The organism is Nisaea denitrificans DSM 18348, from assembly GCF_000426505.1.
Lineage (GTDB): Bacteria > Pseudomonadota > Alphaproteobacteria > Thalassobaculales > Thalassobaculaceae > Nisaea > Nisaea denitrificans.
On record NZ_AUFM01000019.1, the window covers coordinates 119,071 to 135,127 of the forward strand.

Genomic DNA, 16,057 nt, shown 5'->3' on the forward strand with positions numbered 1-16,057 from the left:
AAATGGGCCCGGGTGCCGAAACCGCATTTGCCCGTGCAATTTTCTGTGCTCAGCCAGACGGCCTGGAATTCGCAACCGCTGCACGAAATCTGGCAGCGATAAAGCATGCGGCAGGTGCCTTGAGCGAGTCGGTGAGCCTTTACCGTGCTTCCTTGTCCGCAGATCCCTCTGCGCGCGACACCCGCGCCAATCTGGCGGCGGCGCTGGTTGATTGCGGAGAAACAGAAGCGGCGGAAAGCGCACTGCGCCGGACACTGGTGGAAGATCCGGGGCACCGGGATGCACTCTGGTTGTCATCCTTGCTGCGGATAGGTGCTGGCGACCGGAATGGTGGATACAGGGGCCACCACGTGCGCTGGACCGAGCCGCACCCGCAAGCCAGAACGCTCTCCTTTGGGACGTTGCCACTTTGGCTCGGGCAAGACCTGAAAGGCGCGCGGATATTTGTCTGGGGCGATTTCGGGGTTGGCGACGAAATCGTTTTTGCTCCGCTTGCGGCCTGGCTGGCGGGGAGGGGGGCGGCGGTTGTGCTGGAAACGGATGCACGACTTGTTTCGCTCGCGCAGCGTAGCTTCCCAGACCTAACTGTGGTGCCGCGTGGCGAAGCGGGTGTCGAATTTGCAGCCTTCGATTTTCACGTGCCGTCGGCATTGTTGGCCCGTTTCTACGAGCGAGACGGCAGAGGAAATGCCTTGTTGCCATTGCGCGCCGACCCGGAGCGGGTTTCAGGAATCCGAGAAGAACTGGCGCAATATGGCGGCGGTCCAAAGCTCGGGTTTGCCTGGGGCGGCGGGGGAAGGCGGACATCTTGGTCGAAATCGACGGATCTGGCGGACTGGAAAGACTTACTGGAGTTGCCTGGAGTGACTTTCATCAGCCTTCAGTATGACGATGCTTCGGATGCCGAAGGCTGGCCGGAAAATCTATGTCCGTCGCCGATCGACGACCTCCGAAATGATATCGAGGGCCTCGCCGCCCTTATCGAGGCATTGGATGCAACGGTATCCATATCCGGCGTTAATGCCCATATGGCAGGCGCGCTTCGCCGGCCCGGTTTCGTCCTGTTGCCGAGATCGCCGCTGTGGTTCTGGGGACGAAGTGGGCCCAGAACCGATTGGTATCCGAGTTTGCAGCTGTTTCGCCGCACCGATTCTGGATGGAATGATCCTATTGCCTGCCTGTCAGATGCCGTCAGGTGCTTTCTGAAGGGGTGACCAGCTTGCTTTCAGCCGTCCAAAGATCCCCGTAATCAACATCCTGCCAGTTTTCGAACCAAGGTCCGCCACGCGTATAGTGAATTGCCGCCGGGTAGGAGCCGTCCGCCGGTTTGTCGTACCAGCCTTCGAGCCAGTTCCAGGTATGATCTACAGATCCGAGAAGATCGTCCGAAAGCCATTGGAAGCGGTGCAGGTAGGCGCCGCTCTCGCGGTTGACGACTTCCGGTGTCAAGGCGGCATTCGCGGGGTGCCCGCAATTGATCAGCATCATGCTTGACCAGTTTTTCCGCGGATAGACGGTCTGGGCCTTGCCGTCCATCTTTGTTCGCTCGGTCGGTTGATAGTCGTGCTGGACGCAGATCAATGCCTTGTCATCGTCGGCGAGTGCGAAGAGCTTTGCGACATCCGTGGTCCACAGGAAATCGCAATCGCAGAACAACGCCCAGCCCTGATAACCGGCCAGATACGGCATCAGGAAGCGGGTATAGGTGAATTCGGTCGAGGCCAGAGGGTCCTCGTCGCGGCTATAGAGGCCCTTCTCCCGTAGTTCGTCGAGTTTGAGCGGGATGATCTCGAGGGCGGCTTGACTATGACGCCGCAAGGAGTTTTCGCAGACGTCATAGGCGATGGGCTCGCGGCTGTCCCATCCGACATATATCCTTAAGGGGCCCGAATCAGCTGTTTCCGTGCTCATTTACCGTTCCATTCGGTCTATTCGAATTTGCGTCTCATTAGCATATCCGCTGTCGGCTCAGAAAGGGCCGGTTTGTCGCAGGAAGCTACAGTGCTTTGCACCGCTCAAGCCATCCTCTATAAACGCAACGCTTTTATATTTGTTCCCGTGTCTTTCCGAATCCGGAAGGTTCTCAGTGTCGTCTGTCCCTGTTTGTGCAATTCACTATCACCCTGACGCCTACAGGGCAGATCGCCCGGGTATAAAAGGCCGGCACTCTGCCGGGGCCGGGTTCCTGACCGGAATGTTTCAGCATGGCCGCGCTGATCAGCTCGTGTGCATGACCGGTAACGACGGGCACGCTGCCGAATTCGCCGAAATGGCGCAGGAGCGCGATCAGAAAAACAGAGAGGTCAAGCGGCTCGACTCAATGTATCAGGCTGCTCCGTCGGTGGAATGCCTGATGATCGCCGGCCCTTCTTTTGACGCCTTTGCGTGGGGGCGGAGGGCCAGAAACCAGCGCGCATACAGCTTGTGCGGCGTCACCCACACATTGTCATCGGACCGGATCATTGCCAGTCTGTCCAATTACCTGTTGCTGCCGCTGCAGCCATGGGATGCCCTTGTCTGCACGTCACAGGTTGCCCGCGATGTGGTGACACGGACGATGGAAAACTACGCTGACTATCTCGGCCGCCGTGCCGGGGTCCGGATTGAGCCGACGCTGCAATTGCCGGTCATCCCACTCGGCGTGGACGGCAGCCGATACGTCAAGGACGAGACGGCCCGGCAGATGCTGAGGGAGCGCATTGGTGCTGCCGAGGAGGATTTGGTCGTCCTTTTCCTTGGCCGGTTCACGTTTCACGCCAAGGCACATCCGGTCCCGATGTATCTCGCGGCGGAGCGTGCGGCAAAACGGATGTCGAACGGCAAGGTCCATCTTGTCATGGTCGGCCAGGCGCCGAATGACCGGATCATGTCGATATACCGGGAGGGAGCGGAGCAGTTCACGAAGACTGCTGCCGTGCACTTTATTGACGGCCAGGATGACGATCTCGTCCATGCTTCATGGCAGGGTGCTGACGTATTTCTCTCTCTCTCGGACAATATTCAGGAAACTTTCGGTCTCACGCCGATCGAAGCGATGGCGGCGGGACTGCCGGCGGTGGTCAGCGACTGGGATGGCTATAAGGACACTATCGTCCATGGTGAAACCGGTTTCCGGGTGCCCACAACCGCGCCTGCGACAGGAGATGGTTTCGATTTGGCCTTCCTCTACCAGACCGGTCGGGATGATTATGACCGCTTTATCGGCCGGGCTTGCATGATGACGTCCTGTGATCTCGACGCGGCGGCGGACGCTTTGGTCCGATTGGCGGAGGATCCGGAGTTGCGTGCAAGGATGGGTGAGGCAGGCCGGGCCCGTGCCCGGACGCATTACGACTGGTCCGTCATCATCCGGTCCTACGAGGATCTCTGGCTGGAGCTCCGGGAAATTCGCGCAAAAGCCCCGGAAGTTGCGCCGCGTCAGAGCAACGAAACAGCCAGCCCGTTCTATCCGGATCCTTTTAATATTTTCTCTCCGCATCCGAGTTTTGTTCTTGGGCCCGAAACCGTTGTCACTGTTGACAGCAGCAACGTGGAGGCGGATTTCCAGACCATTCTTGCTTATGAGTTCTGTACTTTTTCGCAGGAACTCATGCTTCCGAGAGAGCAGACGACTGCATTACTCCGGCGATTGTCGGAACGCGGAGTTGTCACTGTCGGAGAGATCGAGCAATGGATCGACGGCCGAGGATGGTCGACATTGCATCGCACGTTGCCTTGGCTGGCGAAGTTCGGCCTCATCAAGTTGAGTGAACAATGAAACCGATCGATCTTCCTACCCGCGCGAAACTCTTCAGAGATGCCAATGCCGCTCTCAAGCATATTGCCGACGGCAAGCTTGATGAAGCGCAGAAGACGGCTGCGGATTTGCGCAAGGAGGTCGGGCAGACCGCCATATTGATGGGCGTGGAAGCCAAAGTGGCATGGGCGCAGAAGAATGCGAAGGCCACGCGTCAATGCCTTGAGAAAGGCCTGAAAATGTCGGCGGCGGGCGATCTGGTCTTCAACCGGATCGCTGTTGATCTGGGGCGCCAGATGAGTGATGACGCGCTGCTTGAAGCCGTGTTTCGGGTGGCGCTCAAGAACACGCCGAGCGATGCGGTAATCCGCTACGCCGCAGCAGGCTACTGCTATCGCAAAGGCGTTACGCAAGCGGCGCGAGGGCATTATGAGGCGGCTGTAAACCTGAAGCCCAAATTCGTGCCAGCTATGCGTGATCTGGGCATTCTCTATTACGAAACAGGTGAAAAGGACCGTGCGCTTAAAGTTCTTCGTCGGGCGCGAGAGTTTGATCCGAAGCTTCGCGATGCTCTTCTGGAGCTGGGGAATGCCCGGTACCGAGCAAAGAATTACAATGGGGCGGCGGCTATTTATGAGTCGGTCAGTCGGCTTGAGCCGGATTTTTCCCCGGCCTATTCGAATTTGGGATCGGCCTACCGCCACAATTTGCAGTTCCTGGAAGGAGCGCGGGCTCTCAAGCGGGCACTGCTGTCCGAGCCGGAGAATGCGGGCGGCTACTACAATTTCGGAAATCTGGAAAAAGAGGCTGGAAGCCTAAAGCCGTCGATCCTGGCTTTTCGCCGCGCTCTGTTGTGCCGACCGGAGGAGGCGACATTCCATTGGAACCTGTCGCTTGCCTTGTTGGCCGACGGGCAGCTCGGCGAAGGGTTTGATGAGTATGAATGGCGCTGGGAAACAGAGTCATTCCCGACCAAGAAGCGCGATGTAACCCAGCCGGAATGGGACGGCGGGCCACTCGAAGGTCGAACGTTGCTAGTTGTCGCCGAGCAGGGTGTTGGTGATGCCCTTCAGTTCCTCCGGTTCATTCCCGGGGCTGTCGAGCGGGCACAGGCGGGAGCGAAGAAAGGGCGTGTTCTTCTGGAGGCGCATGATGAGATTCAGGACGTCTATGTTGATTACAAGGACATGGTCGAGCTGGTCCCGCGGCGGCCCGGTCAGGAGCCGGACTTCGATTGCCATATCGCGCAATTGTCTTTACCGAAGCTCCTGGGGGTCAAGACGGTCGATGACCTGCCAAAAGCCCCCTATATAAACTCAATCGGCCCGGACCGCTTCCCTGTCCCAGATCTTGATCCGGCCAAACTGAATGTAGGTGTGGTCTGGGGCGGTAATCCGGCCTTTCCGGGGGACGATATCCGGTCCTCGAAAGTCGACTACTACGCACCCCTTTTCGATATGGATGGTGTGCAGTGCTACAGCCTGCAAAAGGGGCCGCGCGAAGCAGACATTGCGGGCGCCCCACCCTCGCTTATTCCGTTGAGCAAGGATGTCAAATCATTCGCTGATACGGTCTCCATCGTCCGTCAGCTCGACGTGACCGTGACCACTTGTACGTCGGTTGCCCATCTCGTCGGCGGCATGGGGTGCCCGGTCTTTGTGCTGTTGTCCCACAATCCGGACTGGCGCTGGCTGCAGCATCGTGACGACAGCCCGTGGTATCCGTCCGCACGCCTGTTCCGGCAAGCCAAACCGGGTGACTGGCCAGGCGTCATTGAAAAGATCGGCGCCGCGCTTGACGAAATGCAAAAAGCGAAGGCCTCCTGATGAAGAAAGTCCTGTTTGCGTGGGAACTGGGTGACGGGCTGGGTCATGTCAGCCGATTGCTGCCGATTGCGAACATGCTGAGAGACAATGGAGTCGAGTGCGCCTTTGTTGTCCGCAATCTGATTGTCACGCATTCTATGATCGCGCGTGAGGGATACAGAGTCTTCCAGGCTCCGTTGGTGGCGCCATATGCACCTCCGGATGTCCGGGATAAAGTGATCGCGTCCATCGGGGATGTTCTGGCGACTGTCGGTTATGTCGAGCCGGACAAGCTGACCGCTCTGACCGATGGCTGGGCCGCGATCATCGACAGTTTCGACCCGGACCTATTGATCTCCGATTACTCTCCGACGGCCGGCCTTGCCGTTTTTGGCGAGAGACCGGTGGTGCCGATCGGGGACTGGTTTACGCTGCCACCGGGAAACTGGTCGGAGTTCAGGACGTTCAAGGATGCGCCAAACCGGGTTGATCCCGAGCGGCTGCTGGAGACCGTCCGGGAAGTCCAGCGCCGTCGCGGCAAGGCGTTGCCTGACCGGGTCCCGGCGCTGATGCACGGTGAGCGCAATTTCGTCGTGACGATACCGGAACTCGATCCCTACCACAGCTTCCGCGAAAATACGGAATCATCTCCGTTACGGCCGCTTTCCGCTCCGGCAACGCAGGAGCCGGTGCAGGATTATTTCGCTTATCTCTCCTATGGGTATGCCGGAACGCAGAAGGTTCTGGAGGCTCTTGCTGGATCCAGTTGGACCGGTGACCTCTACCTGCGTGATGCAAACGATGAAGCCCGGACCAAATGGCGGGAGCGTGGTCTGACAATCCACGACACGCCGCAACCGATTGAGCAAGCGGTGGCGAATGCCAAAGTTGTCGTTCATCACGGAGGCATTGGTACACTGGAGCAGGTGATGGCGATCGGCCGGCCGCAATGTATTGTGCCGCGCCATTTCGAGCAGCAAAAGAACGGCGAGTATCTCGGCAAGCTCGGTTCTGCCACCGTCATGAAAAGTGGCAACAAGTTTCAACCGGAGCATATTGTCCAAGCGGTTACGGCCACCCTCACTCACGAGCGGTTTGCCGAGAATGCCCGTATTGCAGCTGTAGACCTTGAACGGCGTGGGCCATTCAATCTGCTTGCCCGGATCACGGACTATGTCTTATCGACACTAAACGCACGCTGAAGATAAAGATTTCCCGCAGGAGAGGATGCACCATGGCCGTAGAGAACAAATTTCCCGGCAAAGACCTGACCGAAGACGATATTGCCGGAAAGATCCCGCTCGTCGCGAAGAAGTCGCCGGATCACAAGACGGTCTTCACCTGTGGCGGTATCGAGATCGGCGGGCCGCTGGTCCCGGTCATGGCCGGGCCGAACACGGTCGAGAACGAGGAGATGATTGTCGAGAGCGCGAAGGCGATCAAAGCCTCTGGCGGTCATTTCCTGCGCGGGGGTGCCTTCAAGCCGCTGAGCTTCCCATATCGCAGCCCTAAATTCTTCGAGACGCGGGAAGACGGCCTGAAGTGGCTTACGGTAGCAAAGCAGGAAACAGGCCTGCCGATCGTTACCGAAGTGATGGAAATCGACAAGATCGAGATCGTCGCCAAACATGCCGACATGCTGCAGATCGGCACCCGGAATATGCAGAACTATCCGCTGCTGACTGAAGTCGGCAAGACCGGCATGCCGGTGATGCTGAAGCGGGGTTATGGCTCCTCGCTCCGGGACTGGCTGATGGCGGCTGAATACATCGCGCTTGAGCATGACAGGCTCGGCATCACGCCGCAGATCGTGCTGTGCGAGCGCGGTGTTGTTGTGCCGCATACGCACCGGGCAACCTCCCGCTTCCTGCTCGATCTCCAGGTTGTGCCGGCGGCTCAGGAAGTCACGCACCTGCCGGTGATGACCGATCCGTCTCACGCCACGTTCTGGCAGCCTTGGGTCAAGTCGATGATGCTGGCTTCCGTTGCCGCCGGTGCCGACTCATTGATGCTGGAAGTACATCCGGACCCGCGCAACGCGGCAGTGGACCCGCTGCAGGCGAGTTCCTTTGCGGAATTCGACGACATGATGAAGGCGATGCGCCCAATTGCGACGGCCATAGGCCGGACGCTGGATGTAGGCAGCAATTCCTGATCGGGAAATGACGGCGCGGCAGTGATTGTCGCGCCGTCCTGATCTGTCCCGGGATTCTTTATTAGCCGGGGTTATGCCGTAATTGGCGGATGTTTCGCCAAACCGCTTTTCTTGCGTCGTTCAGCGATTTCCGCGTCGATTTCTTTTTCCAGATCTTCCGCCCGATGTTCCATCGTCGTCCGCTGCTTGCCTTTGTTGACGCGGCGGATTGTGAACGTCAGGCCGATCCAGAAGAACACGGCGATCCCGGCAATTATCAGGGCGATGCTCCCTGCGGATTCCAAAAATTCGAGCCACATTGTCTCGGTTCCCTGTGAAGCGGGTGCTTCAAGCACGCCTGCTCTATGTGGTCTGACGTTTGCTTTGTCAAAGATTTTGCGAAATGCGAAGCGGCTCGGCGCTGCGTGCAACGGTCCACCGGATTGTTTTTCGCTGAACTCCGATGTCGCTCGCGTTTAGCCGCGACATTAGGTCCCGCCATTCGATCTCATTCAACTCCGCATACCTATCGGTGCTCGGGTAGACGATCCGGCTTGACTCACCAAGCCCTTAAATATAAAAACATAAAGACATCTTTATATGATTGTGTCTAAACAGATTGTTTGGCGAGTTGATGGAAACTTTGCTGCAAGGCCTCCGGGCCGTCTCCGAGCCGACGCGATTGCGCATTCTGATGCTGTGCGCGCATGCCGAGCTGTCCGTGACGGAGCTGGTGCAGGTGCTTGGACAAAGCCAGCCACGCGTTTCCCGTCACCTGAAGCTGATGGTCGAGGCCAATCTGCTGGAACGCCATCAGGAAGGCAGCCGAGCCTTCTATCGGATGAGCGAAGACAGCGACGTGTCCGATCTTGCCCGCATGCTGGTCGATCTGACGCCGGATGATGACGATGTCATCTCCGTCGATCTGAAGCGGCTGGATGAGATCAAGCTGCAGCGCGCCCAGGTGGCGGAGGAGTATTTCCGCCGCAATGCGCAGAACTGGGAAGATATGCGAGGCCAGCATATCGATGACGAGAGCGTCGATACGCGTCTGAAGCGCCGCATTCTCAGCGCGCCGGTGCGCGATTTGCTGGATATCGGAACAGGCACGGGACGTGTGCTTCGTCTTGTCGGTGAGGATGTTCGGGCCGCGGTCGGTGTCGATAATTCCCGCGAGATGCTGGCGATTGCCCGCAGCTATCTCGATCAGGAAGTGCTGCGGAATTGCCAGGTCCGGCATGCGGACATGTATCGCCTGCCGTTCCCGGCACATCGCTTTGATGCGGTCACGGCCAACATGCTGATGCATTATGCCGACAGCCCGGCCGATATGGTGCGCGAGGCGGCGCGGGTGCTGCGCCCGGGCGGCCGGCTTGTGCTGGTCGATTTCGCCTCTCATGACCTCGCGGACCTGCGCGAGCGCCATGCTCATCGCTGGCTCGGGTTTTCCGATGCCGATGTGGAGCGGCTGTTCGCAAAGGCAGGTCTCGAAATTCAGGATGTCGAGCGGATCGACGGTGGAGACCTCACGGTGTGTATCTGGACCGGCAAGAGCCGGATTGAAATTGCTAATGATCTTGTGGCGGAGGCGCTCTGATGGCCGAGAAACTTTCTGTCAGCTTTGAATTTTTCCCGCCCTCCAGTGAGGCTGCCGAAGCGCGCCTGTGGAACACGGTGGAAAAACTTGCCCCTCTCGGTCCGGCTTTCGCCTCGGTCACGTACGGGGCCGGCGGAACCACGCGGGAGCGCACCCTGAAAGTGGTGCAGAAACTGAAGAGCGACGGGCGTATGGAGCCTGCGGCGCATCTGACTTGTGTCGGTGCCGACAAGGCGGAGGTCGATGGCATCGCCAAGGGATGGCTTGAGGCGGGTATCACCCGGCTGGTCGCTCTGCGCGGCGATCCGCCCCAGGATACCGGCCGCTATCAGCCGCATCCGGACGGCTATGAAAATGCAGCGGATCTGGTCTCCGGATTGCGCCGGATCGGCGATTTCGATATTTCCGTCGCGGCCTATCCGGAAGCACATCCGGACTCCCCGTCTGAGGCGGCGGATATCGCCAATCTCAAGGCAAAGATCGACAATGGTGCGAACCGCGCGATCACCCAGTATTTCTTCGATGTCGATCTGTTCCTGCGTTTCCGGGACAAGGTCACCAAGGCGGGTATCGATGCTCCGCTGGTGCCGGGCATCATGCCAATTGGCCATTTTGGCCGGATGGTGAACTTCAGCAAACGCTGCGGTGCGTCTGTTCCCGACTGGCTGTTCGAGCGGTTCGAGGGCCTGGACGAGGATCCGGAGACGCGCGAGCTGGTTGCCGCCAGCACTGCCGCCGATCTCTGCCATCGTCTGATCGAGGAAGGCGTGACGGATTTCCATTTCTACACTCTCAATGTGCCGTCGCTGACCTTCGCGACCTGCCATCTGCTCGGCATGCGTCCGAACCTGTCGGAGGCCGCATGACTGGAGTGGGAGAGCGCATTCCGCATGCCGCCCCCGCCCCGGCGTCGCAACTTGCGCGCTGGGTCGGCAAGAGCGGCTGCGTCGAGGCGCTGAATATCGAGCGTCCGAAGCTGGTCATGAAAGTGCATAGGCGTTTCGTGAAGGCCGGTGCCGAGGTGCTTTTCACCAATTCCGGCGGGGCTGCTCCGCAGTTGCTGCGCAGCTTCCGTATGTTCGACGAGGCCTTTGCTGTCAGCTATCTCGGCGCTGAGCTGGCCCGGACGGTGGCGGACGAAGCGGCTCATCAGGTGCTGGTGATTGGCGATGTCCGCTTGCCGTCGCGGGTTCCGGTCACGGGCTTCATGACGGCGGACGAAATCGAATCCGCCGCGCGTTGCCTTGTCTCGGCGCAAGTTGCGGGCGGTGTCGACGCGGTACTGATCGACGTTGCGGCCCGTCCCGCGCATGTCGCGGCAGCGATGAACGGGGCCCGCTGGGGCATGACCGAGGCAGAGCAGAAGGTTCCCCTGATGCTGCTGCTGCGTCCGGCATTGCAGCCGGGCCGGTTTGACCGCGACCAGATCCATGAAGATCTGGCACAATCCGCCGTGCTTGCTTCGACCATGCAGGTTGCGGCGATCGGTGTTAATCCGGGCGATATCCCTGAAACCGCTCCGGCACTGCTGGAACATGTATTGCCGTACTGGAAGGGGGCTGTGGCCCTCAGCCCGGCGGCGGATACCAACACTGTGCGGACGTTGTGCGAAGACCCGATGCTGGGAGGGCGGCTTGCCTTCCTGCCGTCGTCGTCGCCGCGAGATCTCCGCCGCGTTATCAAAACAAGCCTCGGGGCCACGACGCTGGTCCGGAGAAGGAAAAGAAAATGAATCGGGAAGACCGGATCAAAGCCTTCGAAACCCTGCTTGGCGAACGCATCTTCGTGATGGACGGCGCCATGGGGACCATGGTGCAGGGCTATAACCTGGACGAGGCCGGCTATCGGGGCGAGCGCCTGGCGGACCATGGCTCCGACCTGCGCGGGAACAACGATATCCTGAACCTGACCCGGCCGGAAATCGTCGAAGAGATCCATCGGGCCTATTTCGATGCCGGCTCCGATATCGTCGAGACCAACACTTTCAGCGCAACCACGATCGCCCAGGCCGATTATGCCGCCGAGGATCTGGTCTACGAGCTGAACTTCGAAGGTGCTCGGATTGCGCGGAAGGCCGCCGATGCAGCCGAAGCGGCGGAGCCGGGACGGATTTGTTTCGTTGCCGGTGCCCTCGGCCCGACCAACAGGACGGCCTCGATTTCTCCGGACGTCAACGATCCGGCTTTTCGGAACACGAATTTCGATGAGCTGGCCGGAGCCTACAAGGAAGCCGCGCGCGGTCTGATCGAGGGTGGCGCCGATCTGCTGCTGGTGGAAACCATTTTCGATACGCTTAACGCAAAGGCGGCTTTGTTCGGGATCGACGAGTTGGCGGAAGAGACCGGTATCCGGTTGCCGCTGATGATTTCCGGCACGATTACGGATCTCTCCGGCCGCACGCTCTCGGGACAGACACCGGAAGCCTTCTGGAACTCGGTGCGCCACGCCAAGCCAATCAGTGTCGGCCTCAATTGCGCGCTCGGAGCGCATCAGCTTCGCGGGTTTCTGGCCGAGCTTTCCCGCGTCGCCGAAACCTGTGTCAGCGCCTATCCCAATGCCGGACTGCCGAACGCTTTTGGCGGTTATGACGAGACCCCGGAAGAAACCGCGCGTGAGATCGGCGCCTGGGCCCGGGATGGACTGGTCAATATCGTCGGCGGCTGCTGCGGCACCACGCCGGATCACATCCGGGCAATTGCCGAGGCGGTCAAGGACGTGCCGCCGCGCGAGATACCGAAACCGCCGCGGCGCATGCGGCTTTCCGGCCTTGAGCCGTTCGAGGTGCCGGCATGAGCGAGACAATGGAAAAGACAGAGACCGGAGAAGTGACCGAGACCGGCGCCCGTTTCGTCAATATTGGCGAGCGCACAAACGTCACCGGCTCCGCCCGCTTCAAGCGGCTGATCCTGGAAGGCGACTATGAGACCGCGCTGGATGTTGCCCGTCAGCAGGTCGAGAGCGGCGCCCAGATCATCGACATCAACATGGATGAGGGGATGCTGGATTCGAAAGCGGCGATGGTCCGCTTTCTGAACATGATCGCGTCCGAGCCGGATATCTCGAAGGTTCCGGTGATGATCGACAGCTCAAAATGGGAGATCATCGAGGCTGGCCTGAAATGCGTGCAGGGCAAATCGGTGGTGAATTCCATCAGCCTTAAGGAAGGCGAGGAGCCGTTCCTGAAACAGGCCCGGCTAGTCCGGCGCTATGGCGCCGCCGTGGTCGTCATGGCCTTTGATGAAGAAGGGCAGGCGGATACCGCCGATCGCAAATTCGAGATCTGCAAGCGGTCCTACGATCTGCTTGTCGGGACTGTCGGCTTTGCGCCGGAAGACATCATTTTCGATCCCAACATCTTCGCCGTTGCGACCGGGATTGAGGAGCACAACGATTACGGCCGGGCCTTCATTGAGGCCACGCGCCGGATCCGTACAGAGCTTCCGGGCGCCCATGTCTCAGGCGGCCTGTCGAACCTCTCTTTCTCCTTCCGTGGCAACAATTCGGTCCGTGAAGCCATTCATGCGGTCTTCCTGTTCCATGCCATCAAGGCAGGCATGGACATGGCGATCGTCAATGCGGGCGCGCTGCCGGTCTATGAGGATATTCCGGAAGATCTGCGGGAGCGGGCGGAAGACGTGGTGCTCAACCGCCGCGACGATGCGACCGAACGTCTGCTGGAAATTGCCGAGAGTTTCCGGGGACAGGCCAAGGCCAGGGAAGCGGACCTCACCTGGCGTGAACAGGATGTGTCGGGCCGACTCTCTTATGCGCTGGTGCACGGTATTACCGACTTCATCGACGAGGATGTCGAGGAAGCGCGGCTTTCCCTTGGCCGCCCGCTGGATGTGATCGAAGGCCCGCTGATGTCCGGCATGAATGTCGTCGGCGACCTCTTCGGTGCGGGGAAGATGTTCCTGCCGCAGGTGGTCAAGAGCGCGCGGGTGATGAAGAAGGCCGTGGCGATCCTGCTGCCCTATATGGAGCAGGAAGCGGACGGCAAGGCCCGTTCCAATGGCAAGATCCTGATGGCGACGGTGAAGGGGGACGTTCACGATATTGGCAAGAACATCGTCGGCGTCGTGCTCCAGTGCAACAATTACGAGGTCATCGATCTCGGTGTCATGGTGTCGTCCGCCAAGATCCTGGAAACCGCCAAGGTGGAGAAGGTCGATGCCATCGGCCTGTCCGGCCTGATCACGCCGAGCCTGGAGGAGATGTCCTATGTCGCCTCGGAGATGAAGCGGGAAGGGATGAGCCTGCCGCTGCTGATCGGCGGGGCGACCACCAGCAAGGTGCATACGGCGGTGAAGATCGCGCCGAATTATGACGGGCCGGTGGTCTATGTCACCGATGCATCGCGTGCGGTGGGCGTGACCGGGAACCTGTTCTCGGCCAGCAACAGCCAGAATTTCGCCGGTGAGATCTCGAACGAATATGAAAAGATCCGGGCGCATCATGCACGGGGTAACAGCGGGGCGAAGCGCCTGACGCTGGAAGAGGCGCGGGAGAATGCGACCCAGATCGACTGGGGTTCTTACGAGCCGCCGAAGCCGTCTTTCCTCGGCACTAAAACCTTCGACAATTATGACCTTGGCGAATTGGCCGAACGGATCGACTGGAAGCCTTTCTTCCAGGCTTGGGAGCTGCATGGCCGGTTCCCGGAAATCCTGGACGACCCGAAAGTCGGGGAGACGGCGCGATCACTCTATGACGATGGGCTCCGGATGCTCGACCAGATGATTTCCGAACGTTGGGTGCGGGCCCGTGCCGTGGTCGGTTTCTGGCCGGCCGCCTCGGACAAGGACGACATCATTCTCTTCACGGACGAGAGCCGCACCGAGCGCCGGAGCGTTCTGCACACACTCCGTCAGCAGCGCATTCACAGCCGCGCAGACCGGGCGAACCTGGCGCTGTCCGACTTCATTGCTCCGCTGGAGACCGGTGTGGCTGATTATATCGGCGGCTTCGTGGTCACGGCAGGCGAGGAGATCGACGGGCGGGCGAAGAAGCTGGAGGCCGCGCACGACGACTATGACGCTATCCTGATGAAAGTTATCGGCGACCGGCTGGCGGAAGCCTTTGCCGAGCGCATGCATGAGCGGGTTCGCACGGAGTTCTGGGGCTACGCGCCAGGTGAGTCGCTCAGCAACGAGCAGCTCATCGCTGAGGATTATCGCGGTATCCGCCCGGCTCCGGGCTATCCGGCCTGCCCGGACCATACGGAAAAGCCAGAACTGTTCCGCCTGCTGGACGCGCAAGCCGCGACCGGTGTGTCTCTTACGGAAAGCAACGCCATGTGGCCTGCGTCCTCCGTTTCGGGGCTCTATTTCTCGCATCCTGAATCGCGCTATTTTGGCCTCGGCCGGATCGGCCGTGATCAGGTGGCCGACTATGCCGCACGCAAGGGCGCGACTGTGGAAGAGGTCGAGCGCTGGTTGGCCTCCAACCTCGACTATGACCCGAAGGCCGCCGCTGCGTAGCTTCAGGGATTCCCGTCTTTCTTCAGACGGGTTAGGTTCTGGACCTATGTTGGTGCGAGAGCCGGAGGCTGGTCTTGGAGGAAACACCGAGGGATAGAGTGTTCCGTGAGGAACTGGCCGATCCTGAACGTTTGAAAGTACATATTGGCCGGCTTGTCGAGCTGCTTAACGCGCGCCTCGATAGTAACAAACGCTACCTCGTCTATGTGCTCGCCCAGCCGAGCCGCATGGGACATCTGATAGCAGAGCCGTGGTGCTTGAACACAATGTTCCGAGAGCGCTACGACGAGATCGTCATAGTCACCGGCCCCGGCGCGCAGGCGGCCAACACTGCGGTCTTTGAATATCTGAAATCAGAATTCACGGTGGTCGAGACCGACGACATCATTTTGACGACAATGGGTTTCATTGATGCCGGCGCCTTCGGGCTGGGCAACTACGATCTTTATCTAAGATCACCACAGACCCTCTATAAGGACTTCACCAAACAATTGGCGAATGGCCTGCCGCATCGGTTCTTCTCCGTGCCGGACCATGTGCGTGACGCAGCGCAAAAGTTTCTCGACAGTTCAATTGAAGATCCATCACGGCCCTATGTCGTGCTGCATGTTCGTGATGCCGGTTTTGCTCCGGATATGGCGTACCACTCGTTCAGGTTCACGCCTATCGAAGCCTACCGGGATGGAGTGAAGTTTCTGCTCGAAAACGGGTATGCGGTGATCCGGATCGGCGATATTGCAAGCCCCGCACTCGATCTCACCGACCCGAATTACATAGAAGCCATGAGGCACGACGCACATGATCGGTCGCTTGATTTCGGGCTGATTGGCGGAGCTGCGTTTGGCATTTGCACGCAATCGGGACCCTTCTCAATATTCCAGTCCTTGGGTAAGCCGTTCCTGGTGACCAATGCCTATCCGGTTTCGTCCTGGGGATTCTTGCCTCATGAGCTCTCGATCTTCACCCACTATGTGCGGGGAAACGGAGACCGTCTCTCGTATCGCGATATGGGGCTCGCCAACCTGAAGGGGATTCCCACTGCGGGGGCACTGGAGGCTGCGGGGCTACGGGTTGAAAGCAATAGCGCGGAGGAAATCCTCGCAGGGGTGCGGGAGATGGTCCGGTCTGTCGAGGAGCAAACGCCGCCGGATCTGGAAGTGCTGAACCGCTTCCTGCAAATCACAGCCGAGTTCGATGAAACTGTCCGCGGCACGGCAACGCAAGGACCCACGCCGTCGCGGTGGCCTCAGCGTTTGTGCTCGGTTTATCTGGAATCAAATCCAGGCTTTCTGACATGACGGTGGG

13 protein-coding genes are annotated in these 16,057 nt (G+C 59.5%); 11 read left to right on the forward strand and 2 right to left on the reverse strand.

Annotated elements, in window-relative coordinates:
• The first annotated feature begins 2 nt into the window (after positions 1-2).
• Positions 3-1,214 carry a tetratricopeptide repeat protein gene (locus tag K328_RS0114590; RefSeq protein WP_028466601.1) on the forward strand — a complete coding sequence of 404 codons (1,212 nt, stop codon included), beginning with the start codon at positions 3-5 and terminating at the stop codon, positions 1,212-1,214.
• On the opposite strand, the gene K328_RS0114595 is transcribed toward K328_RS0114590, so the two are convergent.
• Positions 1,192-1,911: a glycosyl transferase gene (locus K328_RS0114595; protein WP_028466602.1), complete on the reverse strand. Its 720-nt coding sequence runs from the start codon at positions 1,909-1,911 to the stop codon at positions 1,192-1,194. The two genes, K328_RS0114590 and K328_RS0114595, sit on opposite strands and share 23 nt — an antisense overlap.
• 319 nt (positions 1,912-2,230) lie before the next feature.
• Between K328_RS0114595 and K328_RS24210 the strand changes: the two genes are divergently transcribed.
• From K328_RS24210 to aroF, 4 genes are read left to right on the forward strand one after another with little or no spacing between them, the layout of a single operon-like run.
• A complete protein-coding gene (locus K328_RS24210) occupies positions 2,231-3,757 on the forward strand; it encodes a glycosyltransferase family 4 protein (protein ID WP_051284943.1) in 1,527 nt (508 codons plus the stop codon).
• Entirely contained in the window at positions 3,754-5,562 is a 1,809-nt protein-coding gene (locus K328_RS0114605) for a tetratricopeptide repeat protein (protein WP_028466603.1), read from the forward strand. The genes K328_RS24210 and K328_RS0114605 overlap by 4 nt, the downstream gene beginning before the upstream one ends.
• Positions 5,562-6,743, forward strand: a complete 1,182-nt coding sequence (locus tag K328_RS0114610) for a glycosyltransferase (protein ID WP_028466604.1) — start codon at positions 5,562-5,564, stop codon at positions 6,741-6,743. Before K328_RS0114605 ends, K328_RS0114610 begins: the two co-directional genes overlap by 1 nt.
• 32 nt (positions 6,744-6,775) lie before the next feature.
• Positions 6,776-7,696, forward strand: coding sequence for a 3-deoxy-7-phosphoheptulonate synthase (gene aroF, locus K328_RS0114615; protein ID WP_036554418.1), 921 nt, complete (start codon positions 6,776-6,778; stop codon positions 7,694-7,696).
• 71 nt (positions 7,697-7,767) lie between these two features.
• On the opposite strand, the gene K328_RS0114620 is transcribed toward aroF, so the two are convergent.
• Positions 7,768-8,106, reverse strand: a complete 339-nt coding sequence (locus K328_RS0114620) for a hypothetical protein (protein WP_156901370.1) — start codon at positions 8,104-8,106, stop codon at positions 7,768-7,770.
• Between the two features lie 203 nt (positions 8,107-8,309).
• Here K328_RS0114620 and K328_RS0114625 point away from each other — a divergent pair, with 203 nt between their 5' ends.
• The 6 genes from K328_RS0114625 (at position 8,310) to K328_RS0114655 (ending at position 16,050) form a co-directional block, all read left to right on the forward strand.
• On the forward strand, positions 8,310-9,272 hold the full coding sequence (locus tag K328_RS0114625) for an ArsR/SmtB family transcription factor (protein ID WP_028466607.1): 963 nt from the start codon (positions 8,310-8,312) through the stop codon (positions 9,270-9,272).
• The gene (gene metF, locus K328_RS0114630) at positions 9,272-10,138 is read left to right on the forward strand and encodes a methylenetetrahydrofolate reductase [NAD(P)H] (protein WP_028466608.1); all 867 of its coding nucleotides are present in this window, start codon (positions 9,272-9,274) and stop codon (positions 10,136-10,138) included. Before K328_RS0114625 ends, metF begins: the two co-directional genes overlap by 1 nt.
• Complete coding sequence (locus K328_RS0114635; protein ID WP_028466609.1) at positions 10,135-11,004, forward strand: homocysteine S-methyltransferase family protein; 870 nt, start codon at positions 10,135-10,137, stop codon at positions 11,002-11,004. Before metF ends, K328_RS0114635 begins: the two co-directional genes overlap by 4 nt.
• On the forward strand, positions 11,001-12,065 hold the full coding sequence (locus tag K328_RS26935) for a homocysteine S-methyltransferase family protein (protein WP_051284944.1): 1,065 nt from the start codon (positions 11,001-11,003) through the stop codon (positions 12,063-12,065). The genes K328_RS0114635 and K328_RS26935 overlap by 4 nt, the downstream gene beginning before the upstream one ends.
• Positions 12,062-14,752 carry a methionine synthase gene (gene metH / locus K328_RS0114645; RefSeq protein WP_028466611.1) on the forward strand — a complete coding sequence of 897 codons (2,691 nt, stop codon included), beginning with the start codon at positions 12,062-12,064 and terminating at the stop codon, positions 14,750-14,752. Before K328_RS26935 ends, metH begins: the two co-directional genes overlap by 4 nt.
• A gap of 74 nt (positions 14,753-14,826) precedes the next feature.
• Complete coding sequence (locus tag K328_RS0114655; RefSeq protein ID WP_156901372.1) at positions 14,827-16,050, forward strand: TIGR04372 family glycosyltransferase; 1,224 nt, start codon at positions 14,827-14,829, stop codon at positions 16,048-16,050.
• Positions 16,051-16,057 lie beyond the last annotated feature (7 nt).